This window comes from Roseovarius sp., from assembly GCF_048262375.1.
GTDB lineage: Bacteria > Pseudomonadota > Alphaproteobacteria > Rhodobacterales > Rhodobacteraceae > Roseovarius.
Map to the genome: position 1 here is coordinate 1 of NZ_JBLXFE010000022.1, position 25,364 is coordinate 25,364.

Below are 25,364 nucleotides of genomic sequence, written 5' to 3' on the forward strand. Positions count from 1 at the left end.
TCCGGAACCGCATGGGCCCTCGAATGGATGATCCTCCCGCAAATGGCCCAGACAACAGCACGCGCCCTCAACGCCGCAGTGAAACTTTGCAACGCGGTAACGGCGATGGGTGGGAAAACATCATGACTCTGTTTCAACACACCATCCGCAAGACCGCGTACCGACGATAAAACTATGGCCAAACGCCGTATATTCCACCAAGGAGGAGACCCAGATGACTTTCAAAACCACGTTGACCAGTGCGATTGCTGCTCTGGCCCTAAGCACCGGATTTGGTATGGCGCAGGAGGTCACGCTGACCGTGCATCATTTCCTGCCACCGGTTGCCAGCGCTCATAAAACCATGATGCAGCCTTGGGCTGACAAGATCCAAAGCGAGAGTAACGGGCGTATCGCGATCGAGATCTTCCCGTCGATGTCAATGGGCGGCAAGCCCGGCGAGCTTTATGGGCAGGTGCGCGATGGCACCGCTGATATCGTCTGGACGCTTCTTGGATATACGCCGGGCGTTTTTCCGCGCAGCGAAGTGTTCGAACTACCGCTGGTGCATGCCGGATCGGCCACCGACACGACGATTGCACTGAACGCATCGATGGACATGCTGGCCGAGGATTTCGGCGATGTCCACGTTCTGTTTCTGCACAGCCACGACGGCAATGTGATTCATTCCGCGACCAGGCCCGTGCGCAGCTTTGAGGATGCGGCCGGCATGAAGCTGCGCACGCCAAGCCGTACCGGGGCATGGGTCATCGAGGGCGCGGGGGCCGAACCGGTCGGCATTCCCGTCCCGGCCCTGCCCGAAGCGATGTCAAAGGGGGTTGTCGATGGCGCGCTCACTCCGCTCGAAATCGTTCCGCCGCTCAAGTTGCAGGAGTTGGACAAATCCGTGACAGAATTGCCAAACGGCGATCGCTTTGGCACTTCCGTCTTCATGGTCGCGATGAACAAGGACGCCTATGAAGCGTTGCCGGATGACCTCAAATCGGTCTTTGACGCCAATTCAGGCAGCAATGTCGCCGCTGAAATCGGTGCGATGTGGGAAGGGTTCGAGCAAAGCGGCGCTGATGCGCTGGCCTCTAAGAATGTTGAACGCATTGTTCTGTCTGAGGAAGAGGCGGCCAAATTCAATGCCGCCAATGAAACCGTGGTTCAGCGCTGGATTGAGGAGGTGAGTGCCAAGGGTATCGACGGTGCCAGCCTTGTGGCACAGGCGCGCGCGGCCATCGCGGCGGCAAAAGCAAGCCGCTGAAACGCCGACAGGAGTGGTGATCGCGCCTCTCCTGTCGCTGGACAACCAAGGGGAACCGGCACCATGACCACCATGATAAGACGTCTTACAGATGGGTTTGCCGTGCTTGGCGGGGTCATCTTGTTGATCATCGTCGCGGTCACCACGACCAACACGGCGGCGTTCATTCTTGATCGTATCGCGGGTCTCTTCGGCACCGATGTGTCGGGTCTGCCCGGCTATGAGGATTTTGTCCAGCTTGCCATAAGCGGGGCGGCCCTGATGGTCTTTCCCTATTGCCAGGCGAAACGCGGGCATGTGGCGGTCGAGCTTTTCATGGACCGCCTGCCCCAGATCCTGCAACGCGCCTTTGACAAGCTTTGGCTGACCTGCACCGCGGCGGTTGCGCTTTTTCTTGCCTACTGGATGGTGTTCGGCTTGCTTGAGGCGCGGGCTGATGGGGCGGTGACAAGCGTACTGGGCTGGGCTATCTGGCCGTTCTACCTGCCTGGGATTGCCTCAATGATCCTCTGGGCGCTTGTTGCCGCGACGCAGATCACGGGTGGTGCGCAGGATGCTTGACCCCATCTCCATCGGCATCATCGGGCTGATTGTCCTCTTTGCCCTGTTGATCCTGCGTATGCCGGTGGGCATCGCCATGATTGCGGTCGGCGTTGGCGGCACCTGGGTGCTGAGCGAAACCGTCAGCTACATTCGGTTCGTGCCCTATCTCAGGCAATTCAAAAGCCTGCTTTGGGAAAATGTCGCCAATTACGATCTTTCGGTGGTGCCGCTCTTTGTGCTGATGGGCTATGTCGCCGCCGAGGCCCGCCTGTCGAGCGATCTGTTCAAAGGGCTTGAAGCGCTGATGTCGCGGCTGCGCGGCGGGGTGGCCATGGCAGCCGTGGCAGCCTGTGGCGGGTTCGGGGCGGTGTGCGGCTCTTCGCTGGCGACAGCCGCCACAATGGGCAAGGTCGCTTTACCCGAACTGCGCGCCCAGGGCTATTCGTCGCGCCTTGCCTCGGGCGCGCTGGCAGCGGGCGGCACGCTGGGCATTCTGATCCCGCCCTCGGTGGCGCTGGTGATCTATGCGATCATCGTCGAAGGCTCGATCCTGCAAATGTTTCAGGCAGCAATCATTCCGGGAGTGCTGGCGATGTTGGGGTTTATCGCCGTCATCGCCCTTCAGGTGCGGTTCAACCCGTCCCTGGCCCCTGAACCGGGCGCGATGGACCCGGCCCTGCGCCGCCGCGCGATTGGCCGTCTGTTGCCGGTCCTGATCATCTTCGGCGCGATCATCCTGGGACTTGGCTTTGGCCTGTTCACGCCCACGCCCGCCGCCAGCATCGGTGTCTTTGTCGTCATCGTCTACGGCTTTGGCCTGCGCGCGCTGACCGGAGAGGGATTGAACATGGCGGGCCTCTTGCGCGCCATCCGCGCCACGGCCAGCACCAGCGGGATGATCTACCTGATCCTCTTTGGTGCAGAGGTTCTAAAGGGCTTTTTCACGCGCACCAACCTGCCGCAGGCGCTCTCGGACTGGGCCGCCAATAGCGGGATGGAGCCGATGATGATCCTGGTCATCATGCTCGTCATCCTGATCGTGCTTGGCTGTTTCATGGAAAGCCTTGCGATGATCCTAGTCGTGGTGCCGTTCTTCTGGCCAACGCTGATCGCGCTCAATGGCGGGGAATTCGCCACGGCGGACACATCGGCCTTCGGGCTTGATACGGACAGCCTCAGGATCTGGTTCGGGATACTCGCGCTCATTGTGGTCGAACTTGGCCTGATCACACCGCCGGTGGGCCTCAACGTTTTCATCATCTCGTCGCTGTCCAAGGACACACCGATGTCGACCGTCTTTCGCGGTGTGATGCCCTTTTTCGGTGCCGAGATCATCCGCGTGGCCCTGATCCTGATGATCCCGACCCTCACACTTTTGGTGCCACGTCTGATCGGCGGATGAAATCGTCATCTTTGCTCATGCAGCCCTGGGCCTGCGAGCAGCCAACTCTGAAATCCGACGCCGCCGAACATGCTTAAGCAAGTGACGGCGCGGCTCAGAAGGCAGGGGCTTGTGATATCCAGTTGACGGCAGCTTCATACTCTCGACCGAGGTTCAAGACAGCGGCGTCCTGACCGCGATGGCCGATCAGCTGCACCCCCATTGGGGTGCCGGACGCGCCAAAGCCCGCAGGAACACAAAGCGCCGGCAGGCCAGTCAGGGACGCCGGCACAACGACCTCCATCCAGCGGTGGTAGGTGTCCATGGTCGTCCCTGCGACCGTTTTGGGCCAATCCCAGTCGGCGTCGAATGCAAAGAGTTGTGCCGATGGCAGGGCAAGGATATCCACGTCTAGGTTGGCGGTGCAGCGGAACCAGTCTGAACGAATGACGCTTGCTCGGTGGATATCGGCACCCGTTGCGGCAAGGCCCTGCTCGATCTCCCATCGCAGTTCTGGCTTGATCATCTCGGGCGATTGCCTCAGCAGCGCCCCGAGGTTGCCCGCGATCGTCCAACTGCGCAGCGTGATCCATGCGCTCCACAGCGCCTCGGCCGAAAAGGGCGGGGTCAGGGCCGTGACGCTGTGGCCAAGGTCCTCGAAGACGCGGACCGCAGACTCACACAGATCCAGCACGCCCGGTTCCATTGCATAGGCACCGCCCCAATTCGCAAGCCAGCCGATCCTCAGCTTGCGGCCTTGGGCCTTGGGCCGATAGGGGCCGCTCGAATGCGGGTGCCTTGGGTCGTGTTCGGACAGGACGGACAGCAACAATTCTAGATCGCAAATGGAGCGGGCCATTGGGCCTTCGGTCGAGAGTTGCGACAAGAAGAGATCGCCCTTGCCCCCGCCTGCCACAAGGCCATAGCTGGGGCGGAACCCGAAGACGTTGTTCCATCCCGCCGGATTGCGCAACGAGCCCATCATGTCCGACCCGTCGGCCAAGGCCACCATCCGGGCGGCGACTGCCGCGCCCGCGCCACCACTTGAGCCCCCGGCCGATCGCGTGCGGTCATAGGGGTTGCGCGTGACGCCATAGACTGGGTTGTAGCTGTGCGAGCCCAAGCCGAATTCTGGCGTATTTGTCTTGCCGATGATCACGGCACCGGCCTTGCGCAGACGTGCAACCATGGGACAATCGGCAACAGGCACATGATCCCGAAAGGCGGGCGAGCCATAGCTGGTCACGGTCCCGGCTGTCTCGGAAAGATCCTTGATCGCCATTGGCAGACCCTGCAACGGCCCGGCAGCGGCGCGCTCGGCCTCATCCAGAAGGGTGTCACGGTCCCGCAACGCCACGATTGCATTGATCTCTGGGTTTACGTCTTGGACCCGATCCAGCGTTTCCGCCATCAATTCTCGGGCCGTGATTGTTCCCGCACGCAGGGCGGCCAACTGGTGAGTCGCGTCATGATTTATCATGGGCAAGTTGATGTCCGTCTGCACGATCAGGGTCAAGATACTTTTCAAAAGCGGCACGGGTGATCTCGCACGGTCCGACCAGTCCGCCTTGGGCCTTTGCTTGTCCGAGTGGTGGATCAATCCGCCTTTCTGAACAGGCCGTCGATCATGCAAGGGCTGTTCCAAGGCATCGAGCACAAAGTCCGTCTTGGCAGACCATGAAACCTACCATCCCATGATGCGATCAACGAAGGTGTCGATGACGTAGGCTACATAGATACAATCGCTGACCCATAAAAGGGTGAATGCAGGTACTCGGAACACGCAGTTCACCTAGTCGCGCAGACAGAACGCTGACGTATCAGGGAACGTTGTCTTGACCACCTTTCCGCGTACGGCACCCCATGTTCCGATTTGTTTCATCAAACGCTCCGCGGTGCAGCGCGCGCATACAGCCCTCCCGGAGCTGGCAGACAAGATGTGGGACAAAATCTATTCCAGTTGGTGAACCACTTTCAGGGGGCTACTCCAGTGCCATCCCTCCAAACTTCTTGCGCCAGTCGTAATACGTCTTGTCCGAAATCCCTGCCCTGCGACACGCACCCGCACCATCCAGCCCATCAAGCGAATGCACGTCGTTTTCGCGCAATATCTTCAAAGCGTCTTCATCCGAATACCGTTTCCGAGCCATCCTTCAAGCCTCCTATGCCAGTCAAAGAATGGGACCGTTTTTGGGGGCTGCGACACGAGGTGGTCCCATTTTTTGCCGTCGATCCGGCGATCCGAAAGATCATCTATACGACCAATGCCATTGAGAGCCTGAACCACGTGATCCGGAAGCCCGTAAAGACAGGCGGGTCTTTCCCGACTGACGAAGTCGCCACCAAGCTGATCTACCTCGCAATCCGGAACTTCGAAGAAGACGGAAGAAATGTCAGGGAATGGTTTGCAGCCCGCAACCAGTTCGCCATAGTGTTTGACGAGCGTTTCGACGTTTGAGTGTCCGAAGCCGCATGGACCAGGCCAGATACACAAAGTTCAGGACACTTCCGCCATGGCTCATCGTCGCGTACCCGAAACAATCCATGACGACGGTCAGACACGCATTCGGTATGCGGGCAGTCTTGTCCGGTCCGATCACCTGATCATTTCCTTTTCGAGCATTGGTCAGCGCCGAAACATGATGCCAGCCGACGAATTCACGGGCACCCTTCTGCGTGATCCAGACCAGCACTGCATGTTTGTCAGCGACATCGGCCGCTCTTGGATGAATGATCCGGCCCTGACCAAAACGATCCAGAGAGTTGTCCTTGGGCTCATTGACAGGAACGCGGTTACACGCGTGACGACATTGGGTCTCAGCATGGGCGCCTTTTCAGCGCTCGTCAGCGCGAACCTTTTCCCGGTCACAACGGCAATAGCGATTTCGCCGCAATTTTCCGTTTCAGACAGAGTCATGCCTTCTGAAACCCGCTGGCGCTTTTGGAGCCGACGGATTCGGACGTTTCAGTATGAAACAGCGGTTGCCGGAAACTCTCCCGCGCGCGCATTCATTTTCCACGGCCTGGTGGATGATGCCGACCACATAAGAGCATTTGGCGCGCGCCCGAACGTTGACCACTTTGTTTTTCCCGCAGCAAGCCATTCAGAGCTCGGCATGATCTTCAAGAAGGCCGGCATCCTTCAGGAGTTGGTCTTACATGCAAGCATGCACGACCGTGCAAAAGTCGCGCGTCTTATCAAGAAGGTCGGCGGCATGTGGCGCGCCAAACTGCTCGAAGATCTGCCCGCCGATCTCAAGGATCGTTGATACGCTGGCAACGCCGATATTTCACCGCCAATGCCATAGCAGGCTCGTCCTAGCGGGCTTTCCGGCTTTCAGGAAAGTCCTGCAGCGCGGGATGCTTTCTCAAGCGCATCATAGCGGCGTTGCGTGTCATCGACACGATTTCGGACCGCTTCGCTTACGTAATGCTCATCGATGATTTCGCAGAGGTCCGGGCCAACCTCATCATCAAACGGCACGTTCTCGAGCTCTGGGCAGGTCGCATGTAAAAGATCGAAAACCGGCTTCACACCAATCCTATAGGCGTCATCAAATCCTAAAGAGAGGGCAATCAGTCGCCTGCTGTTGAACGGTGACATGAAAAAATGTTCATGGAAAGCTGGGAACATCATGCCGAGCGAAGCGCTGGAAAAAACTTCGAGGAACATGAAGTCCATCTGCTTTCGCACCGCCGCCACCGGCAGTCCGCTCAGCCAATCGGAGTACGCCGGTTCGAACTTCCTGAAAACGCGGCGATCGAACTCTGCCCCAGGAACAATCAGCAGTTTCCGGATCTGGACTGGCAAGTTCTCCCATCTGGTTCGATCTGCATAAGGCAGGAAGACCGCGCGCAGCAGGTCGGTCTGATGACCCCGTAAAATGACCATCCCGCTAGGCACGAAACGATCGAGCTTGAAATGAGGGTCACGAATGCTGCCGCTCATTCCCGAGGCAATCATGAAATTCTCTCGCCGAATCTTGATATTCTTTTCACGCCGGTCAAAGGGGCGCGACTGCCGACTGGAAAAAATGTTGATCGGTTTGCCGACCTTCGCCGCCAGCCTTCTGGCGATTTCCGTGTCGCGGCGCGTGGCATAGTTTGTAAAATAGGAATATAACATCGAGATCGCATCACGGCCTTCCTTGCCGATGAGCCCGAGCAGAAGCCGGGAATCCCTCCCTCCGGATACAGGCAGCGCAGTTTCCTCGTGCCTTGAAATGGAGACGACGTTGTGCCGAACGGTTCGAGCGATCTCCGCATAGCTTGTGAGGTAATCGCTTTCAGGCGTATCAAAGCGATGCTCTCGAGGCCAAAAGCGAGTTTGTTCGAATGTTGTCAAGTCCAGGAAGCAACTTGGATTCTGTCGCCGAACATCTTCGTCCGCTGTATGGAAAATCGAAATCCGTCCCTTTCCCGAAGTGACCATTTCCAGATCATAGAGCGGGTTTGGCTTCAGCGGACGGTCGATGCACAGGAACGGCGACGACCCGACATATCGGCTTTTCGAATTGAAGCACTGGCCATTCATACCAACGGGATCGCAGTAGACCCGTGATTTGCCATTAATGTCAAATATGGCGGTATAACGGCCTGCCACATCTTCGATCCAAGCCTCTACCTCCGTGAAGGGATCGTCTTTCCCCTTTGAGTCTACCCCTCGGAGGCGCCACCTTTCGACAAGCATGCCGCCATCATCCACCGCAATGCCGACGACATAACCAATGAAAATCCCGTTCTTGTCCTCAAGCGCAGTTACCCGCGCAAGTTTTCCTGTATGGAGCCAGTACTTCCCGATTTTTCGCGATGCCATTCCAGGCAGATTCAGTTTTTTTGGGGCCAGCACATACTGATAGCGGAAGAGCTCGCTGAACTTTTCGCTGTCTCCATCGCAGCGGCGTAATGCTTCCAAAATGTGCAGCTCCTTGTACTTTCGGCAATCGACGGTCTGATCGGGATTTTTAATGCCTGGCTGGAGCGGATCAAGCTGTTTTGACGGCGTGAGCCGCCTCGACTTTCGCAGAGGCTGTTTGGTTTAAATTACGCGGCCATGGTCTGAGCTTCCCTAGCGCTTGGTAATTTGCTTCGGCCTCTGCTGGCGGGACGTTTCCAATGGGTTCGGGTGTAGCTTGTTTTAGTGAAAACTCGCCTGAAAGGACGTCGCGGTCAGCGAGACATGCGCGTCCAGCGGCGGGTGCAGCTCGAACGCCTTCGGCTCGCGCGCAAAGTTCCATAGGCGGAACAGGGACCATTCCGAACGCCGCTCCTCGGCTACCGCCAGCTCGTTGCGGCTGATGTGGAAGGGCGTGCGCTCCCAGCCGTTCGTCGTCTTCACCTCGATCAGGCGCGGACGACCGTCCGGTGCGAAGCTCGCAATATCGTAGCCGGCACCATCGCCATCCTCCTCCGAAACCCATCGGACCTTGCGCGCAAGATCGTCGCGGCCCGCTGATTTGAGGGCTGCACATTCATGCGCCAGGACACGCTCTTCACCGGCACGGCCTAGGGCGCGGTTTCGCTCGTCTCTCGCCGCAACATCGAATTTGCGGGCGATGTGCAGCATCTGCGCCAGCTCCTGCGGAGGCGGCTGGTTCGACAACGTGGGCGGCGGCCCGATCCAGATCGGCCGTGCCTCCTCCAGGCCAGTCGGCGCTCCTGCGCCCGAATGGAGATGAAGCCAGGCCGGGTTCAGCGCCAGCCAGCGCGCAACGGCATCCACCAGTGTCATTTGAAAATTGAAGGCGGGCTTGTAGCCCGGGATCCAGTCCTCGCCCAGCCCCTTCAGCACGGCGCTGATGTTCTGGTGCTTGAACTCGACCGATCCCTCGGAGCGATCGTTCAACAGCGGCAGAAGCCCGCGCCGATGCTCGGCCTTGTTGTAGGAGCGACCAGAGACGTCGTCTGCCAGCATCGCGAAGTAATCCGCGACGATCAGGTCGTTCTCTTGATCTGTCCAGGCCCCGTTCGACATTGCGCCAGGCTAGGGGCGGAAACTGCGTTTGTCATCAGAGACTTCGCGCACGACTCCCAAGACATACCAACCACCACGCCGCCCGTGTCGCGTCGCCATCTGCTCTGAGACAAGCCGGAACCAGCGAAACATGGGCGCAACGCGATCCCGTCAGTTCCTTGAAATGCATGGAGGTTTTGAATCCGTCTCGCCGAAAGCGCAGGGCGGGTGGAAAGAGACGGTGGGCGTTCGGAGACCGATCTCGCGCGGTTGGCCAGTCTCCGAAGGGCGGATGGTCACTGCAAACCCCTTTGGCACATAAAGAAAAAGGCCCCGCGAGGGACCTGTTTTCGGGTTTGCAATGTGCAAGTGGCGGAGCCGATGGGATTCGAACCCACGAGACCCTTCCGGGCCTACTCCCTTAGCAGGGGAGCGCCTTCGACCACTCGGCCACAGCTCCGCCGATGCGTATAGCCGCCCATGTGGTAGAGATACAAGACCCAATTTCGACCATTTGGCGGATGATCTCCTTCCCGCGAAAAAACCCGGAAATCATGGCCCACACAAGCGGTTGGGCGGCGGCGCGCCCATCCTTGGCAATCCGTTCGACACGGCTCCGGCGCGGACCCTGCCCGCGCCGGTCCCGACACATTCAGCCTGTCAGTTTGACATCAACGCCGGCACAATCGTTACGATCGACGGGAAGAACCATAAGAGCCCAAGCGCCCCAACCTGGATCAACACAAACGGAACCACCCCGCGGTAGATATGCCCGGTGGTCACTTCCTTGGGGGCTACCCCACGCAGGTAAAACAGGGCAAATCCAAAGGGCGGCGTGAGGAATGATGTCTGCAAATTGACCGCAATCATGATCGTCACCCATTTGGGATCAAACGTCCCGCCATAGATCACCGGCCCCACGATCGGGATCACGATATATATGATCTCAAGGAAATCGAGCACAAAGCCGAGGATGAAAAGCACCAGCATCACGATCAGAAAGACCTTGAGCTCATTGTCAAAGCTCTTCAGAAATTCCTGAATGTAATGCTCGCCGCCAAATGATATCACCACGAGGTTCAGAAGCTGCGAGCCGATGAGAATGGTAAATACCATGCTCGTGACCTTGGCCGTCTCTCGCACCACCGGCGACAATACCCCGCCGGTATAGAGCACCCAACACGCGAACAAGAGACCGAAGACCGCATAGAGATAGGCGGCATAGGCAAAGAAGAACGCAACCCAGGATTCAAAACTCACTCCGCCCTGATTGATCCGCAGGTCAAAGTTGATGCCGATCAGAATCGACAGCACCACGGCCAGAGTGGCGAGGATGATGATCTTGGGCGAACGATCTTGATCGCGCAGCTTGCGATAGGCCGCCAACATGATCGCCCCGCCTGCCCCCAGCGCCGCAGCCGGCGTCGGGTTGGTGATTCCACCAAGGATCGACCCCAAAACTGCGACAATCAACACCAGCGGTGGAAAGACGACGCGAATGAGCTCGTTCTTGGCCATCCGCATCGCACCATGGCCGCACCCATAGCAGGCCAGAGCCAGCGGCAGCGCCAAGAGCAGCACCGTCACCCCGGACGAGGTCGAGGGGCGGATCAGCGTAATATCAACCAATAGCGCCAGAATGATCCCAAGCGCCCCGATCAGGAGCGGCGCCGGATTGGCCGAAGGCGCCACGCCCCGCGCCGCCGCCAGCGTCAGGCCTAGCATCACCATCAACGTGGCCACACCTGTACCGATTGGGGCGGCATCCGCCTCTTTTTGCAGGCGCAATGCGTCGATCTCTTCGGGTGACAGCCGCACGCTCTCGGCAACGCCGCCTGCGGCGTCAATCGTCTGTTGTTCCGCCACGGCGGCATCCCATTTCGACTGCCCGTGCAGCTCGATCATCGCCGCCTTGCACTCGGGGCTGACATTGGTCCGCAACGAGGCTGATTGACCCTGATCGCTGAAACTGTCCACGATCAGACTTTGGCTGCCGACCATGCCCAGCGTCGAAAGCAGCATCACCCCCGCAATCAGCGCCACAGGCACCCCGAGGAACCATGTGAAACCCTCAGCGCGCGTGATCACCTCACCCCGTGCGCCCCCTGAGATCTGCACAGCCGGGGCCTTGGACGGATTCACCAACGCATAGCCAAACGCATAGAGCCCATAGAGCAGCGCCAGCATTACCCCCGGCAAGAGCGCCGCCTGAAAGAGCGTGCCCACAGAGACCACCGCAGGTTCCCCCAGATAGGTCAGCGCATCCGAGCACCCAACGTCCAGCGCCCGGTTCTCCTGCGCCACGGAATAGAGATCCCCCGCCAGCGTACCCAAGAGAACGATCACGATCGAGGGCGGAATGATCTGCCCCAATGTCCCAGAGGCCGCAATGACCCCGGTGGCCAGTTGCGGGCTATAGCCTGCGCGCAACATCGTGGGCAGGCTCAACAGGCCCATCGTCACCACCGTTGCGCCCACAATCCCGGTCGAGGCGGCAAGGAACGTCCCCACCACCACAACCGACACCGCCAGACCACCCGGCAACGGCCCAAACACCCGCGCCATCGTGGTCAACAGGTCATTGGCGATCTTGGAACGCTCCAGCGTGATTCCCATCATCACGAACATCAGAACCGCCAGCAGTGTCTCGATCGACGCCCCCGCCAGCACCCGCTCGTTGATCCGGTTCACAAGGAAGGACACGTTGCGATCCAGCGCCACATCCCAGCCCAGCGGAAACACCGGCTGCCCTGCGCGCGGCAAATCCGGATATCGGAAAATCGAGACCGCATCGGGCCGCACACCGCTGGCCACGATGGAATTATACGCCTCGCTCGAGGTGTCGATAGCCTGATGGATAAGCAGCCCCGCACTGTCCAAACCGGCGATGATGCCAAAGGACACCACCCCCGCGCCGCCAATTGCAAAGGCCACCGGAAAGCCCGAGAGAATACCCCCAAAGAGGCATAGAAATACGATGATCAGCCCGATCTCGACTCCGTCAAGTCCGAATAGCATTGGTCCCTGCCCCTTTAATGTGTGCCTTCATAGGCTTCTTCGCCCTCGCCCAGCGTGTCGCGGTCGAGGTATTTGCCCAGACTGTCGGGGCCTTCCTTGAATTCCAGATACGAGCGCCAGAAAAACGCCATCGCATGCAGGAAAACCATGCCAGCAAACAACACCAGCAATACCTTGAACAGGAAATAGCCGTTGAACCCGTTGGGACTGAAACCGATGGTCTCAACGTTCCAGCGCAAGGCGCGCGATTTCATCAACAGCCGCTCCAGCGTCTCGCTGGCCGACGGGTTCGGCACGATCAGGTGCCGCCACATGAAGAACCAGCCATACATCCACGTCAGCACCGCCATCGGCATCATGAAAATCAGGCTGCCCGCCATGTCGATCACCTTCTTGGCGGAATGGCTGACGGGCGCATAAATCAGATCCACGCGCACATGCCCACCCTGGACAAAGGTATATGTGGCACAGAGCGTAACAATGAGCGCGTTATAGAGCTTGAGTTCTTCGGAATACCAACTGATGTCGAATTGCAGCGGAATACCGAAGCCAATCACCAGATCGGGACGGGCAAAGATGCGCTGGATGAACACGATGATGACCTGCTGGATCACCATGATTAGCCCCGCCCAAGCCGCGAACCGGCCAACCGTATTGGCCAGCCCCTCTAGCCCGCGCACACACCCCCACATAAAGCCGTTTTTCCACACGCCAATCGCCGTGAGCACCAGAAAGGTCACGAACACAACAAAGAAGAACTCTATCGAGCCGCCATAATAGACGACCCGCATGATTGCTTCCTTGTTGGACCAATCCAGCCAGCTTGCAGGATGGCTGATAGCATAGGCCAGATTGTAAAAAGCCATGCCGATATTCTGGAAAATCCAGAGAACTGCGTCCAGCATCTTGTCCCCCTCACGCGCGGATAATCGGGTCCGCGCGGCCCGTCATGCGATGCGGACAGGCCCCGTGGACCGGGGCCTGTCGCTGTCCATGTTTCGGGGATCAGCCCAGAACGCGGTCGCGCTGCGCGGTATAGGCGCCATCCGACTTGTTGATCCAGGCCGAAGACGACCGCATCGACGCCATGTAGCTGTCATAGACGCGCTTGTAGATTTCGTCGCCCATGTTCTCCTGATGCACGGCATCCGAGGCCTGACCAAAGGCATCCCAGACGCTGTCGGGGAATTCGAGCGTCTTGACGCCATTCGACTGCAAACGCTGCAACGCAGACGAGTTGTTGGACAGAAACTGCGCCAGATTCCACTGATGCGCCTCGGCACAGCCAATCTCGACCATCTTCTGCTGCGCCGGTGTCAGGCTCTCAAACACTTCGCGGTTCATGCCGATCGACAGACCCGCACCCGGCTCATGGAAACCGGCGGTGTAGTAGAACTTGGTGATCTCCTGGAACCCGGCCTTTTCATCCGCCCAAGGGCCGATCCATTCGGTGCCGTCAATCGCACCCGATGCCAGCGCCTGATAGACTTCGGCACCCGGAATGTTCTGAACCGACGCGCCCAACTTGCCCAGCGCCTTGCCACCCAGACCGGGCATGCGGAACTTGAGACCGTTGAAATCTTCGGGGCCGTTGATTTCTTTCGAGAACCAACCACCCGCCTGCGCACCCGTGTTGCCCGCAAGGAAGGATTTCAGACCAAAGATCTGGCCAAGTTCGTCATGGAATCCGGCACCATCGCCGTGATAATACCAATTCACCAACTCCTGCGCAGTCATACCGAACGGCACCGAGGTAAAGAACGCATAGGCCGGATGCTGACCGACAAAGTAATAGTCGGCCCCGTGATACATGTCGGCCTGACCGGCGGTCACGGCGTCGAACACTTCGAACGCGCCCACCAATTCACCGGCACCCTTGACGTCGATCACAATGCTGCCATCGGCCATACCGTTGATATTGTCGGCGGCGCGCTGAGCCGCGTCAAACACCCCCGCCAGACCCCGGCCCCATGTGGTGACCATGGTCAGATTGCGCACGCCTTGCGCATAGAGCGGTGCGGCCAGCGTCGAGGCCGCAACAGCAGCCCCGCCACCCAACGCGGTATTCTTCAGAAAAGAGCGACGATCCATATGGTTTTCCTCCCCATTATTATGACTGTGCCGCCACCTCTCTGACGACACCGCGGATCACGTGTAGTGACCAGACCTTAGCGACGGCTTTCGCATCTGAAAATACCGACTACTGCGTAGAAAAGACGGCCGGCCGAAACTTTTTGCAATCCCTGACCCGGCGGCAAGGGGCCCGCTGCATGCAATTGTCTACGCGCCGCGCGTTTTGTGCTTGAAACCGGGTCGGCGCGGGTGTTGAGATTTGCGCATGAAACCCAAGATCCTGACCACACTCACGGGCTACACCCACGCCCTGTTTCGCGCCGACCTCTTTGCGGGGATCAGCGTTGCGATGGTTGCTTTGCCCCTCAGCATCGCCATTGCAATCGCTTCGGGTGCGGACCCCGCATCAGGGCTGACCACCGCCATCATCGGCGGCTTTCTGATCTCGGCCCTTGGGGGTAGCCGGGTGCAGATCGGCGGCCCGACCGGCGCTTTCATCGTTGTGGTTTATAGCGTCATTGCCGAACACGGGCAGGACGGGCTGATCCTCGCCACGCTGATGGCGGGCGTCATCCTCATTATCGCAGGCCGGTTGCGCGCAGGCAGCCTCGTGCGCCATATCCCCGAGTCGGTGATCAACGGCTTTACCATAGGCATCGCCATCATCATCGCCACCAGCCAGATCAAGGATTTCCTCGGACTGACGACCGAAAGCCTGCCCGCCGAATTTCTGGAAAAGATCGAGGTGCTCTGGCACGCCCGCGACACCTTCAATCCGCAGGCCCTCTTGATCGGGCTCGCGACCATGATGCTGATCGTGGGGCTGCGTCGCGCCGCGCCGCGCTATCCGGGGCTGATCGTGGCCGTGGGGCTGACCTCTGCTGCGGTGGCCATCTGGCATCTGCAGGTGGACACTCTGCTGTCGCGCTTTGGCCCGCTGCCCAATACACCCAACCTGCCCGCCCTGCCCGCGCTCAACCTTGAGCGGATGATCGACCTGCTGCCATCAGCGCTGATCATTGCCTTTCTCGCCGGGGTGGAATCCCTTCTGTCGGCGGCGGTCGCCGACCGGATGATCGGTGGCGCGTCACGCCCCAACGCCGAGGTGATCGCCAATGGCGTCGCCAATATCGGCTCCGCGCTCTTTGGCGGCCTGCCCGCCACCGGCGCGATTGCCCGCACCGCCACCAATGTCCGCGCCGGGGGGAAAACACCGGTTGCCGGCATGATCCATGCGCTGGTGATCCTATTGGTCATGCTGCTTGCGGCCCCGCTTGCAGGCTATTTCGCAATGCCCGCGCTCGCCGGTCTTTTGATGCTGATTGCGTGGAACATGTCCGAGCCGCACAAATGGCGCAGCTACATGGCGGACCGGCCCTCGGATCGGCTGCTGCTTTTGCTCACGCTGGTTCTGACGGTGCTGGCCGATCTGACCATCGCCATCGGCGTGGGGGTGGCCTTGGGCCTCGCCCTGCGTCTGCGGCGACGCAATGTCCCTCCCGCCGACTGGCACACGCCCGAGCATTGACGCGCGAAAGACTGGAAATGGCGCGCTTTTGGCCCTATCGCTGATCCATGCAATACCTCTTCGCCCGCATCCGGCTCAACTACGGCCAAAAGCTCTTTCTGGTTGCCACCCTGCCGCTGATCCTGACGGCACTGGCGATCTCGGTCGTGGTCACGCTGCAATCGCGCCAACTGGCAGAGCGCGAGATCGAAACACTTGAGGCGCAACTGATCGAGGCCAAACGCGCCGAGCTCAAGAATTACCTCTCCATCGCCCGAACCGCCTTTGTGAATATCTATGGCCGCGCGGCCCCTGATGACGAACGCGCCATGGAACAGGTCAGTCAGATCCTCGCGGGTATGCTCTATGGGCAGGACGGCTACTTCTTTGTCTTCGACTATGACGGCACCAACCTTGTTAGCCCCCGGCGCACCGAACTTATCGGGCGCAACTGGACCGGGCTAGAGGATGAGGGCGGCCAACCCATCACAGACGAACTGATCCGCCTTGCGCGCACGGGCGGCGGCTATCACAGCTATGACTGGCCCAAACCCTCAAGCGGCGAACGCGCGCGGATGGTGACCTATGTCGTCGGCCTGCAAGACTGGCGGTGGGCGGTGGGCACCGGCGTCTTTATCGACGATGTCGTGGCCACCGTCACCGCCTCGCGCCAGCAGGTCGAGGCACGGGTGGAACGCACCTTTTTCTATATTGGCGCGGCGATGCTTGCGGCGCTGCTGCTCGTGTTCGTCTCGGGCCTCTTTATCAACATCCGCGAACGCAGGCTTGCGGATGCCAAGCTCAAGAAACTGACGCAACGGGTGTTTGACGCGCAGGAAGAAGAGCGCGGCCGCGTCGCGCGCGAATTGCACGACGGCATCAGCCAGATCCTTGTCGGCGTGCGCTACGCCCTTGACACCGCCAAGCGGCGGCTGACGGCTGGCGATGCCCGCGCCGCCGACACACTGGAACGCGGCATCACCCACCTGTCGGGCGCCATTCAGGAGGTGCGCCGCATCAGCCGCGATCTGCGCCCCGGCGTGCTCGACGATCTGGGCCTCGGCCCTGCCCTCAAGACCTTGGCCGAAGACTTCGGCAAACGCACCGGCATCATCACCGAATTCAGCACCGTGGTGTTTCGCAACCGGCTGGATGACGAGGCTAAAATCGCGCTCTACCGGGTGGCCCAAGAGGCCTTCACCAATATCGAACGCCATTCCGGCGCAACCCGCGTCACCGTCGATGTGCGCGGCCATGCCCGTGGTGCCACCCTGAGGATCGCTGATAATGGCTGCGGCATTGATCAGGCCAAACCCTCCGGCACCCCCGGCGGCGGGCTTGGCCTGCGCAACATGCAGGAACGGCTTGAACAGCTGGACGGCACCTTGGCAGTGATCTCGACCAGAACCGGTACCGCGATTGAGGCCACCGTCCCCCTCACTCACCTGTTGCCCCCCCCAGACCGACCCAACCTTAAGGAAAAGGCCAGCACATGACCACAGCCCCCATCCGGATCGTGATTGTGGACGACCACCCGATGGTCGCCGAAGGCATCCAATCCATCCTCGAGAGCTACGCTGATGTCGAAATCCTTGCCACCCTGAGCAATGGCCAAGCGATCATAGATCAGGTCGAGGCGCTGGCCCCCGACGTGATCCTGCTCGACCTCAACATGCCGGGACTGGGAGGGCTGACCACCACCGAGATCATCCTCGAAAAGCGCCCCGAAACCCGCATCCTGATCCTCAGCATGCACGACAGCCCCGAATATATCTCTTCCGCGCTCAGCCATGGCGCGGCGGGCTATGTGCTCAAGGATGTGCCCACCGACGAGATCAAACGCGCCATCGATGCGGTGATGACCGGGCAACGCTATCTGTGCACCGGCGCCAAAGGCTCACTCGCGCCCTATGAAAATCCAGAACGTGAACAGCTCACCAACCGCGAACAGACAATCCTGTTACAACTGGCCCAAGGCAAATCCAACAAGGACGTCGCACAGGCGCTCGACATCTCGGTGCGCACCGTCGAGACTCATCGCAAGAACATCAAACGCAAACTCGGTATTGCCTCGACCGCTGGCCTCACCCGCTATGCGCTGGAACATGGCGTCTTGCAGGGCACCGGCGTCCAGCTCTGATCCGCGCGGGCAGAATGGGGGCCAGCCCCCAAACCCCCGAGGTATTTCAGGCCAGATGAACGCCAGCCCCCCGCCATGCCGCAAGGGGCGATTCCCGGCAAACTGCGGCGCCCACACGCACGCCAAGCGGGAGTCTGACACAAAACCGCATTCGCACGCAACAAATGCAAAGATTTCATCCCGGTTTGAGACATTTTATCCACCAAATCGGCTTGACGCCCCTTGGCACCGCACCTAATGTCGCCGCCACGCAGCATAGGAGTCGCCCGCGTGAACACGCTAGTATTCATCGTAGGTAAATGGCGCATGGGCCGGTAACGGACACCCTCTTGGTTTCCCATGCGCCCCCGAGAAACCGGGGGCTTTTTTATGCGAGTTGAGTTGACGTCATATACGGAGCAAGCACACATGACACGTCAGATGACCGGAGCGAGAATGATAGTCCAGGCCCTCAAGGATCAGGGCGTGGATGTCGTATTCGGGTATCCCGGCGGCGCCGTGCTACCCATCTATGACGAGATCTTTCAGCAAAATGACATTCGCCACATTCTCGTGCGCCACGAACAGGCCGCGGTGCATGCCGCAGAAGGCTATGCGCGCTCGACCGGAAAGCCGGGTGTGGTTCTGGTCACCTCTGGCCCCGGCGCCACCAATGCGGTTACGGGGCTCACCGATGCGCTGATGGATTCCATCCCGCTGGTGGTTCTGACCGGGCAGGTGCCGACCTTCATGATCGGCAACGACGCTTTTCAAGAGGCAGATACCGTCGGCATCACCCGCCCCTGCACCAAGCACAATTGGCTGGTGAGCGACACCGCGCGCTTGGCTGACACGCTGCATCAGGCCTTTCATGTGGCGACATCGGGCCGCCCCGGCCCGGTTCTGGTTGATATTCCAAAGGATGTGCAATTCGCCTCGGCCACCTATACCCCGCCGCAACAGGCGCGCGTGTCGCATTACCAACCGCCGGTCAAAGGCGATATCGAAGGCATCACCGATCTGGTGGCCGCACTGGAAAAGGCCAAGCGCCCGGTGTTCTACACCGGCGGCGGCGTGATCAACTCGGGCCCCGAGGCCACGCGCCTCTTGCGCGAACTGGTCGAGGCCACCGGCATTCCCACCACGTCCACTCTGATGGGGCTGGGTGCCTATCCCGCCAACGGACCGCATTGGATCGGCATGCTCGGCATGCACGGTCTTTATGAGGCGAACATGGCCATGCATGGCTGTGACCTGATGATCAACATCGGCGCGCGCTTTGACGACCGCATCACCGGACGGGTCGACGCCTTCAGCCCCGACAGCATCAAGGCGCATATCGACATCGACCCCTCGTCGATCAACAAGGTGATCCGCGCCGATATCCCGATCGTCGGTGACATCGCCAATGTTCTGCGTGATATTCAGGAGGTCTGGAAAGCGCGCGGTAGCAAGCTCAACCGCGAGGGCATTGCCAAATGGTGGGACCGGATCAACGAGTGGAAAAAGGTCGACTGCCTCAGGTTCACCCAAAAGGGCAAGGTGATCAAACCGCAATACGCCCTGTCGCGGCTTGAGGCGCTGACCAAGGATCATGACCGCTATATCTGCACCGAAGTGGGCCAGCACCAGATGTGGGCGGCGCAATATCTCGGCTTCAACGATCCCAACCGCTGGATGACCTCGGGCGGGCTTGGCACCATGGGCTACGGCTTCCCGGCCTCCATCGGTGTGCAAATCGCCCATCCCGAGGCGCTGGTGATCAACGTCGCAGGCGAGGCATCATGGCTGATGAACATGCAGGAAATGGGCACGGCGATGCAATATCACCTGCCGGTCAAACAGTTCATCCTCAACAACGAACGCCTTGGCATGGTCCGTCAATGGCAGCAACTGCTGCATGGCGAGCGCTATTCGTCAAGCTGGTCGGAATCCCTGCCCGATTTCGTGAAACTGGCCGAGGCGTTTGGCGCCAAGGGCATTTTGTGCAATGACCCTGCCGATCTCGACGACGCGATCATGGAGATGCTCAATTATGACGGGCCGGTGATCTTTGATTGCCTCGTGGAAAAGCACGAGAACTGCTTCCCGATGATCCCCTCCGGCGAGCCGCATAACAAGATGCTCTTGGGCGAGGCCTCGACCAAGGACGCCATCAAAGAAGGCGGCGCGGTATTGGTGTGATGATGGGTTTCCCCCACCCTGCGCCCACCTCGTAAGGTGGGTGCCAACCCACCACTCGCCAATGCCCGACAACAAGGAACCGAATAATGTCAGCCCTGCAAATCAAAAAAGGCTCGTCCAAACACTCCGCCTACAACCTGCGCCCGACCTTCTCGGATGAGCAGGAGACCCATACGCTGGCGGTGCTGGTCGATAACGAACCGGGCGTTCTGGCCCGCGTCATCGGCCTCTTCTCGGGTCGCGGCTATAACATCGACAGCCTGACCGTGGCTGAGGTGGATCACACCGGCCACACCTCGCGCATCACCATCGTCACCACCGGCACGCCACAGGTGATCGAACAGATCAAGGCACAGCTTGGCCGCATCGTGCCGGTGCACAAGGTCAATGACCTGACCGTCGAGGGCCCCAGCGTCGAACGCGAGTTGGCGCTTCTCAAGGTAGAGGGCAGCGGCGACAAGCGCGTCGAGGCGTTGCGTCTGGCCGATATCTTCCGCGCCAACGCGGTGGACAGCACGCTCACCAGCTTTGTCTTCGAGATCACCGGCGCGCCCGAGAAAATCGACGCCTTCGCAGAACTGATGCGCCCGCTGGGCCTCGTGGAAATGGCGCGCACCGGGGTTGCCGCCCTGCCGCGCGGCCTCTGAGCGGGTCAAACGCGTGGACGTGTCGCGGGATTGACGTGCCGCGTCGCAGACAGGCGCGAGCCGGGACAGGGCTATGGCAGAGTTATCGCCAGCCCTTAATCCCGGAGATATAAATGCCCGCGCTCACTGATCTGTCGAATGTCCGCACCTCGGTTGAGCGCGCCAATGGCCTGCCCAATGCCCATTACATCGACCCCGCTGTTTTTGAAGAGGAAAAGCACGCGCTGCTGTTTTCGCAATGGGCGGGCCTTGCGGTCGCCGCCGATGTGCCGGAACCGGGCGATGCCAAGCCGCTGGAGTTTCTCGGCATGCCGCTCCTGCTCTTGCGCGACAAGGACGGCGAGGTGCGGGTGTTTCAGAACATCTGCCGCCACCGTGGCATGATCCTCGTTGAGGAACCGCGCAAGATTGAAGGCGCAATCCGCTGCCCCTATCACTCGTGGTGCTATTCGACCAAGGGTGCGCTGGTCTCCACCCCGCATGTCGGCGGACCGGGGCATAACACACATGAGAGCATCAAACGCCAAGACTTGGGCCTGACCGAGATTCGCAGCCATATCTGGCGCGATGTGGTCTGGATCAATGTCTCGGGCGACGCCCCGGCATTCGAGGACGCGATGGCCGATCTCATCGCCCGCTGGCGCGAATTCGATCTGCCGGTCTATCACGGCGGTCACGACAGCCGGTTCGAACTTGAGGTTCAGACCAACTGGAAACTCGCGGTCGAGAACTATTGCGAGAGCTATCACCTGCCTTGGGTGCACCCCGGCCTTAACAGTTATTCGAAACTGGAAGACCACTATCACATCGAAAAACCGGGCAAATATTCCGGTCAGGGCACCATGGTCTATCGCCAACTCACCAATGAGAACGGCGAGAAATTCCCCGACTTCGAAGAAGTGGGCGCGAAATGGAACGAGCAGGCAGAATATGTCGCGGCCTATCCCAACGTCCTTTTGGGCGTGCACCGCGACCATGCCTTTGCCATCATTCTCGAACCCAAGGGACCAGAACGCACGGTCGAGCATATTCATCTCTATTATTCGGTCCCAATGGCCGATGAGGGGCTGCGCATGCGCAACACCCAGCTTTGGAAAACCGTGTTTGAAGAGGATATCTTTGTCGTTGAGGGCATGCAGCGTGGACGCCACGCCACCTATTTCGACGGCGGGCGGTTCTCTCCGGTGATGGACAGCCCCACGCATTGCTTCCACGATTGGGTGGCGGGACGCGTCGAGGCGCATCGCGCGCAGGCACGGGCGGCGGAATGACCGATCTCGACAGCGCCATGATCTGCGCCCATGCGGCGGGGGATCATGGCGCGCTGATCACGCTTTATGCGCAGGCGGCGGACACGGCCAACGATCTCGACGCGGCCTGCTTTTACCTCACCCACGCCTATATCTTCGCGCTCGAGGCCGGCGCAGCCGAGGCAGCAGCCCTGCACGCCCGCCTTGTCGCACATGGCCGCGAGGCATAGGCAGACCACATGCCGGCACCCTGACCTTGCGGGACCGGGCCCCACAAGACCGATGCGGATCGCCCCGCCCGTGCGGCATGAATGCCTCTCAGTGCCTGCGCTCAGAGCGGCACATCGTCATAGCCGCGCGAAAAACCGGATCGCGCGCCTTTCATCGTGTCTTCGGTGACCGTGGCAATCTTGCTTTGAAAGCGCTTGGCGTAGTCGGTGTAATGCGCCATGGCCGTCTTGAAGAACGCCGATTGGACCTCCAGCAGTTCGGTAGGGCTCTTGCAGGCCAAAAGGGCCTTTTGGGTGTCCAGATCCTGATGCAAACGCTCCGTCAGAAAGCGCGCGCCTTCTGACATGATATCCACCCAAGCCTTTGTCATGGCCGGATTTAATGTCAGCATCGCTGCGGTCATTGCAGGTGTTCCGGCATCCGCCTTTACGTCTGTCTTGTTTGGTTTTCGCATATCAAACAGTCCTTCATCCATGTCAGCGCCGCCCCTTTTCCCTAGACAAGAAACGGCCTGTTGTCTGATAGCACTCTTCAAAAGACCGCGCCTTGATCTGGATCGTGTCGCGTTCGGTCAGCGGGCCGCAGTCAGGGCGGCGGCCATCCGTTCTATGTCCTTCATGTCGATCATCCCACTCATGGTCATGTGGGGGCATATCGCCTCGACCCCCTGTTCCGGGTCCATGCAAGGCTATCGGCACATCCCAGATCTGGTTCAGATCATGTTTCAGCCTCTGCTGCACCCGCCTCGCAAATCAGCTTGTACAAATGCCATGTCGCATGCCCCAAGAGCGGCAGCACGAAAAACAACCCCAGAAACGCGGGCAGCATCGCCAGAAAGGTCAACGCCGCCACCAGCGCCCCCCAGACCAGCATCGGCAACGGGTTTTCGGTCACCACCTGCAGGCTCGTCAGCATCGCGGTGACGAAATCCACCTCGCGGTCCAGCAGCAAGGGCAGCGACACCACCGTCAGACTATAGAGCAGCAGGGCAAAGACCGCCCCCACCGCCGTCCCTACCGCCAGCATGCCCAGCCCCTCAGGCGTAAAATAGACCTGCAATGACGTCGACACATTGGTCATCGTCGACAGTCCCATGAACAGGGCGAAGATCATATGCGCAAGGAAAAACCAAAACAGGAACACCATGATGATGATGGCGCAGATTGACGGCAATTGCCGCCGCCGCTGATGGGCAATCACCCCGAATACCTCGGACGCCACCAGCGCCCGCCCCTCGCTCAGCCGGTGGCTCACCTCATATAGCCCCACGGCGGCGAACGGCCCCACCAGCGGAAAGCCTACGGCGGCAAAAATCAACCAATAGGTCTTGCCCGTGGCTAGCGTGATCCCGGCCAGAGCCAATCCGATCACCACATAGACCCCGGCAAAAATCATCGCATAGCCCGGCGCGCGGCGCATATCCGCCGCCCCCCGACGCAGCGCCTCGCCCAACATGTCGAACCTGACAGCGCCCATCTCCGGCACCCCGAGCGGCTTGATCTCGTTATGCGGCATTCCTTGTGCTCCTCCCCTTGTACCACGAGCCTAGCCAAGCGCGCGCCCGGCGCAAAGATATAACTTGAACTCAGCTAATACGCCGTCGCTGCGGCAAGGACCACCTGGCTTTAAGCGGTCATTGGCATGCCGCGCGCCCCGAACAACGGCGCGAAATGCGCCGCCGCGCATCGCCTCTCCGACCGATGCCCCAAAAAATGCAACAGGCGCGCCCGACCCCCGTCAGACGCGCCTGCCATGGTCATACCGCCGGAGCGATCAGATGTGGATCACCCGGTCATAGGCGTCCAGCACGCTCTCATGCATCATCTCGCTCAGGGTCGGATGCGGAAAGACGGTGTTCATCAGGTCTTCTTCAGTGGTCTCCAACTGACGGCCCACCACATAGCCCTGAATCAATTCCGTGACTTCGGCACCAATCATATGCGCACCCAAAAGCTCGCCGGTCTTGGCATCAAACACCGTCTTGATCATGCCCTCCGGCTCGCCCAGCGCGATCGCTTTGCCATTGCCGATGAACGGGAAGCGGCCCACCTTGACGCTATAGCCCGCGTCCTTGGCCTTGGCCTCGGTCAGACCGACACTGGCCACCTGCGGATGGCAATAGGTGCAGCCCGCGATGCTCTCGGGTTTCACGGGATGCGGGTGCCCGCCCGCGATCAACTCGGCGACCATCACGCCCTCATGGCTCGCCTTATGCGCCAGCCACGGCGCGCCCGCGATGTCGCCAATGGCATAGAGCCCCTCAACCCCGGTGCGGCAATAGGCATCCGTCACCACATGGGTCCGGTCGATTTTGACGCCGAGCGCCTCAAGACCCAGACCCTCGACATTGCCCACGATCCCCACGGCGGAAATCACCGTGTCAAACTCGTGCTGCTCGACCTTGCCACCCACCTCGATATGCGCGGTGACTTTGCCTTTGCCCCGATCCAACTGCTTGACCATGGCCTTTTCCATGATCTTGATTTTCTGCTTGGTAAACGCCTTCTTGGCAAAGGCGGAAATCTCGGCATCCTCGACCGGCAGAATGCGATCCATCACCTCGACCACGGTCGTCTCGGCCCCCAGCGTGTTGTAAAAACTGGCAAATTCGATCCCGATCGCGCCCGAACCGATCACCAGCAGCTTCTTGGGCATGCGCGGCGGAACCAGCGCATGCTTGTAGGTCCACACCAGATCACCATCTGCCTCAAGTCCCGGCAATTCACGCGCCCGCGCGCCGGTGGCCAGAATGATATGCTTGGCCTCCAGCTCTTCAACGCCTTTGTCGGTCTTGACGCTGACCTTCCCCTTGGCGGGCAGGATTGCTTCGCCCATCACCACCGTAACCTTGTTCTTCTTCATCAGATGCGCCACGCCGCCGCTCAGCTGCTTGGCCACCCCGCGCGAGCGCTTGACCACGGCGTCGAGATCATAGCCAATTCCCTCGGCCTTCAGCCCGAACTCCTTGGCGCGGTGCATCAGGTGAAACACCTCGGACGAGCGCAGCAACGCCTTGGTCGGAATACATCCCCAGTTCAGGCAGATGCCGCCCATATGTTCGCGCTCGACAACAGCCACCTTGAGGCCCAGCTGCGCACCCCGGATTGCGGCCACATAGCCCCCCGGACCCGCCCCGATTACGATCATATCATAGGTAGTCGACGCCATGCGGCCCTCCGTTTGCAAATTTAGTTTGCCATTAAACTATT

General features: G+C 60.0%; 21 protein-coding genes, 1 tRNA gene and 2 pseudogenes. 12 read left to right on the top strand and 12 right to left on the bottom strand.

All coding sequences use genetic code 11. The features are described 5' to 3' along the window. Positions 1–214 precede the first annotated feature (214 nt). The 3 genes from ACN0SW_RS17090 to ACN0SW_RS17100 all read left to right on the top strand — a co-directional run bounded on the left by ACN0SW_RS17090 (position 215) and on the right by ACN0SW_RS17100 (position 3,194). Entirely contained in the window at positions 215–1,249 is a 1,035-nt protein-coding gene (locus ACN0SW_RS17090) for a TRAP transporter substrate-binding protein (RefSeq protein WP_417729141.1), read from the top strand. A gap of 63 nt (positions 1,250–1,312) precedes the next feature. Continuing rightward, a complete protein-coding gene (locus tag ACN0SW_RS17095; protein ID WP_417729142.1) occupies positions 1,313–1,810 on the top strand; it encodes a TRAP transporter small permease in 498 nt (165 codons plus the stop codon). Next, positions 1,803–3,194 (top strand): TRAP transporter large permease, encoded by a 1,392-nt coding sequence (locus ACN0SW_RS17100; RefSeq protein ID WP_417729143.1) that lies wholly within the window; start codon positions 1,803–1,805, stop codon positions 3,192–3,194. Before ACN0SW_RS17095 ends, ACN0SW_RS17100 begins: the two co-directional genes overlap by 8 nt. Before the next feature lie 94 nt (positions 3,195–3,288). On the opposite strand, the gene ACN0SW_RS17105 is transcribed toward ACN0SW_RS17100, so the two are convergent. The 3 genes and pseudogenes from ACN0SW_RS17105 to ACN0SW_RS17115 all read right to left on the bottom strand — a co-directional run bounded on the left by ACN0SW_RS17105 (position 3,289) and on the right by ACN0SW_RS17115 (position 5,323). Then, positions 3,289–4,653 (bottom strand): amidase, encoded by a 1,365-nt coding sequence (locus ACN0SW_RS17105; RefSeq protein WP_417729179.1) that lies wholly within the window; start codon positions 4,651–4,653, stop codon positions 3,289–3,291. 99 nt (positions 4,654–4,752) lie between these two features. Next, positions 4,753–5,079 (bottom strand): annotated as a pseudogene (locus ACN0SW_RS17110) (IS3 family transposase); the annotation flags it as partial. Between the two features lie 76 nt (positions 5,080–5,155). Next, on the bottom strand, positions 5,156–5,323 hold the full coding sequence (locus ACN0SW_RS17115) for a transposase (protein WP_417729144.1): 168 nt from the start codon (positions 5,321–5,323) through the stop codon (positions 5,156–5,158). A 56-nt stretch (positions 5,324–5,379) separates the two neighbouring features. On the opposite strand from ACN0SW_RS17115, the pseudogene ACN0SW_RS17120 reads away from it, so the two are divergent. Together ACN0SW_RS17120 and ACN0SW_RS17125 are read left to right on the top strand one after the other, a co-directional pair. Further along, positions 5,380–5,631 (top strand): annotated as a pseudogene (locus tag ACN0SW_RS17120) (transposase); the annotation flags it as partial. 55 nt (positions 5,632–5,686) lie between these two features. After that, positions 5,687–6,442 carry a hypothetical protein gene (locus tag ACN0SW_RS17125; protein WP_417729145.1) on the top strand — a complete coding sequence of 252 codons (756 nt, stop codon included), beginning with the start codon at positions 5,687–5,689 and terminating at the stop codon, positions 6,440–6,442. 68 nt (positions 6,443–6,510) lie between these two features. On the opposite strand, the gene ACN0SW_RS17130 is transcribed toward ACN0SW_RS17125, so the two are convergent. The 6 genes from ACN0SW_RS17130 to ACN0SW_RS17155 all read right to left on the bottom strand — a co-directional run bounded on the left by ACN0SW_RS17130 (position 6,511) and on the right by ACN0SW_RS17155 (position 14,235). After that, entirely contained in the window at positions 6,511–8,088 is a 1,578-nt protein-coding gene (locus ACN0SW_RS17130) for a hypothetical protein (protein ID WP_417729146.1), read from the bottom strand. Between the two features lie 222 nt (positions 8,089–8,310). After that, complete coding sequence (locus tag ACN0SW_RS17135; protein ID WP_417729147.1) at positions 8,311–9,147, bottom strand: DUF3883 domain-containing protein; 837 nt, start codon at positions 9,145–9,147, stop codon at positions 8,311–8,313. 349 nt (positions 9,148–9,496) lie between these two features. Then, positions 9,497–9,586 (bottom strand) — tRNA-Ser (locus ACN0SW_RS17140). Between the two features lie 200 nt (positions 9,587–9,786). Further along, positions 9,787–12,144: a TRAP transporter large permease gene (locus tag ACN0SW_RS17145; protein ID WP_417729148.1), complete on the bottom strand. Its 2,358-nt coding sequence runs from the start codon at positions 12,142–12,144 to the stop codon at positions 9,787–9,789. A 14-nt stretch (positions 12,145–12,158) separates the two neighbouring features. Next, positions 12,159–13,049 (bottom strand): TRAP transporter small permease subunit, encoded by an 891-nt coding sequence (locus tag ACN0SW_RS17150; protein WP_417729149.1) that lies wholly within the window; start codon positions 13,047–13,049, stop codon positions 12,159–12,161. Between the two features lie 100 nt (positions 13,050–13,149). Further along, the gene (locus ACN0SW_RS17155; protein ID WP_417729150.1) at positions 13,150–14,235 is read right to left on the bottom strand and encodes a TRAP transporter substrate-binding protein; all 1,086 of its coding nucleotides are present in this window, start codon (positions 14,233–14,235) and stop codon (positions 13,150–13,152) included. Positions 14,236–14,482: 247 nt separating this feature from the next. Between ACN0SW_RS17155 and ACN0SW_RS17160 the strand changes: the two genes are divergently transcribed. From ACN0SW_RS17160 to ACN0SW_RS17190, 7 genes are all read left to right on the top strand, one after another. Further along, positions 14,483–15,745: a SulP family inorganic anion transporter gene (locus tag ACN0SW_RS17160; protein ID WP_417729151.1), complete on the top strand. Its 1,263-nt coding sequence runs from the start codon at positions 14,483–14,485 to the stop codon at positions 15,743–15,745. A gap of 47 nt (positions 15,746–15,792) precedes the next feature. After that, on the top strand, positions 15,793–17,220 hold the full coding sequence (locus ACN0SW_RS17165) for a cache domain-containing protein (protein ID WP_417729152.1): 1,428 nt from the start codon (positions 15,793–15,795) through the stop codon (positions 17,218–17,220). After that, positions 17,217–17,864, top strand: coding sequence for a response regulator transcription factor (locus tag ACN0SW_RS17170; RefSeq protein ID WP_417729153.1), 648 nt, complete (start codon positions 17,217–17,219; stop codon positions 17,862–17,864). The genes ACN0SW_RS17165 and ACN0SW_RS17170 overlap by 4 nt, the downstream gene beginning before the upstream one ends. Before the next feature lie 408 nt (positions 17,865–18,272). Then, positions 18,273–20,027, top strand: coding sequence for an acetolactate synthase 3 large subunit (locus tag ACN0SW_RS17175; RefSeq protein ID WP_417729154.1), 1,755 nt, complete (start codon positions 18,273–18,275; stop codon positions 20,025–20,027). An 86-nt stretch (positions 20,028–20,113) separates the two neighbouring features. After that, the gene (ilvN, locus tag ACN0SW_RS17180) at positions 20,114–20,674 is read left to right on the top strand and encodes an acetolactate synthase small subunit (RefSeq protein WP_417729155.1); all 561 of its coding nucleotides are present in this window, start codon (positions 20,114–20,116) and stop codon (positions 20,672–20,674) included. A gap of 113 nt (positions 20,675–20,787) precedes the next feature. Beyond that, positions 20,788–21,945, top strand: coding sequence for an aromatic ring-hydroxylating oxygenase subunit alpha (locus tag ACN0SW_RS17185; RefSeq protein WP_417729156.1), 1,158 nt, complete (start codon positions 20,788–20,790; stop codon positions 21,943–21,945). Further along, complete coding sequence (locus tag ACN0SW_RS17190) at positions 21,942–22,154, top strand: hypothetical protein (RefSeq protein WP_417729157.1); 213 nt, start codon at positions 21,942–21,944, stop codon at positions 22,152–22,154. Before ACN0SW_RS17185 ends, ACN0SW_RS17190 begins: the two co-directional genes overlap by 4 nt. A 101-nt stretch (positions 22,155–22,255) precedes the next feature. Here ACN0SW_RS17190 and ACN0SW_RS17195 read toward each other — a convergent pair whose 3' ends face one another. From ACN0SW_RS17195 to lpdA, 3 genes are all read right to left on the bottom strand, one after another. After that, positions 22,256–22,609 carry a phasin family protein gene (locus ACN0SW_RS17195; RefSeq protein WP_417729158.1) on the bottom strand — a complete coding sequence of 118 codons (354 nt, stop codon included), beginning with the start codon at positions 22,607–22,609 and terminating at the stop codon, positions 22,256–22,258. A gap of 263 nt (positions 22,610–22,872) precedes the next feature. Further along, positions 22,873–23,670, bottom strand: a complete 798-nt coding sequence (locus tag ACN0SW_RS17200; protein ID WP_417729159.1) for a DUF2189 domain-containing protein — start codon at positions 23,668–23,670, stop codon at positions 22,873–22,875. A 258-nt stretch (positions 23,671–23,928) separates the two neighbouring features. Further along, the gene (gene lpdA / locus ACN0SW_RS17205; RefSeq protein WP_417729160.1) at positions 23,929–25,323 is read right to left on the bottom strand and encodes a dihydrolipoyl dehydrogenase; all 1,395 of its coding nucleotides are present in this window, start codon (positions 25,321–25,323) and stop codon (positions 23,929–23,931) included. Positions 25,324–25,364 lie beyond the last annotated feature (41 nt).

What these genes read in the sequence shown, in the direction of transcription:
- ACN0SW_RS17145 (WP_417729148.1), bottom strand. Translation starts at nt 12,144, where the DNA reads ATGCTATTCGGACTTGACGGAGTCGAGATCGGGCTGATCATCGTATTT.
- ACN0SW_RS17100 (WP_417729143.1), top strand. Translation starts at nt 1,803, where the DNA reads ATGCTTGACCCCATCTCCATCGGCATCATCGGGCTGATTGTCCTCTTT.
- ilvN (WP_417729155.1), top strand. Translation starts at nt 20,114, where the DNA reads ATGTCAGCCCTGCAAATCAAAAAAGGCTCGTCCAAACACTCCGCCTAC.
- ACN0SW_RS17185 (WP_417729156.1), top strand. Translation starts at nt 20,788, where the DNA reads ATGCCCGCGCTCACTGATCTGTCGAATGTCCGCACCTCGGTTGAGCGC.
- ACN0SW_RS17165 (WP_417729152.1), top strand. Translation starts at nt 15,793, where the DNA reads ATGCAATACCTCTTCGCCCGCATCCGGCTCAACTACGGCCAAAAGCTC.
- ACN0SW_RS17135 (WP_417729147.1), bottom strand. Translation starts at nt 9,147, where the DNA reads ATGTCGAACGGGGCCTGGACAGATCAAGAGAACGACCTGATCGTCGCG.
- ACN0SW_RS17200 (WP_417729159.1), bottom strand. Translation starts at nt 23,670, where the DNA reads ATGCCGCATAACGAGATCAAGCCGCTCGGGGTGCCGGAGATGGGCGCT.
- ACN0SW_RS17155 (WP_417729150.1), bottom strand. Translation starts at nt 14,235, where the DNA reads ATGGATCGTCGCTCTTTTCTGAAGAATACCGCGTTGGGTGGCGGGGCT.
- ACN0SW_RS17195 (WP_417729158.1), bottom strand. Translation starts at nt 22,609, where the DNA reads ATGCGAAAACCAAACAAGACAGACGTAAAGGCGGATGCCGGAACACCT.
- ACN0SW_RS17105 (WP_417729179.1), bottom strand. Translation starts at nt 4,653, where the DNA reads ATGATAAATCATGACGCGACTCACCAGTTGGCCGCCCTGCGTGCGGGA.
- ACN0SW_RS17090 (WP_417729141.1), top strand. Translation starts at nt 215, where the DNA reads ATGACTTTCAAAACCACGTTGACCAGTGCGATTGCTGCTCTGGCCCTA.
- ACN0SW_RS17125 (WP_417729145.1), top strand. Translation starts at nt 5,687, where the DNA reads ATGGCTCATCGTCGCGTACCCGAAACAATCCATGACGACGGTCAGACA.
- ACN0SW_RS17115 (WP_417729144.1), bottom strand. Translation starts at nt 5,323, where the DNA reads ATGGCTCGGAAACGGTATTCGGATGAAGACGCTTTGAAGATATTGCGC.
- ACN0SW_RS17170 (WP_417729153.1), top strand. Translation starts at nt 17,217, where the DNA reads ATGACCACAGCCCCCATCCGGATCGTGATTGTGGACGACCACCCGATG.
- lpdA (WP_417729160.1), bottom strand. Translation starts at nt 25,323, where the DNA reads ATGGCGTCGACTACCTATGATATGATCGTAATCGGGGCGGGTCCGGGG.
- ACN0SW_RS17095 (WP_417729142.1), top strand. Translation starts at nt 1,313, where the DNA reads ATGACCACCATGATAAGACGTCTTACAGATGGGTTTGCCGTGCTTGGC.
- ACN0SW_RS17160 (WP_417729151.1), top strand. Translation starts at nt 14,483, where the DNA reads ATGAAACCCAAGATCCTGACCACACTCACGGGCTACACCCACGCCCTG.
- ACN0SW_RS17190 (WP_417729157.1), top strand. Translation starts at nt 21,942, where the DNA reads ATGACCGATCTCGACAGCGCCATGATCTGCGCCCATGCGGCGGGGGAT.
- ACN0SW_RS17150 (WP_417729149.1), bottom strand. Translation starts at nt 13,049, where the DNA reads ATGCTGGACGCAGTTCTCTGGATTTTCCAGAATATCGGCATGGCTTTT.
- ACN0SW_RS17175 (WP_417729154.1), top strand. Translation starts at nt 18,273, where the DNA reads ATGACACGTCAGATGACCGGAGCGAGAATGATAGTCCAGGCCCTCAAG.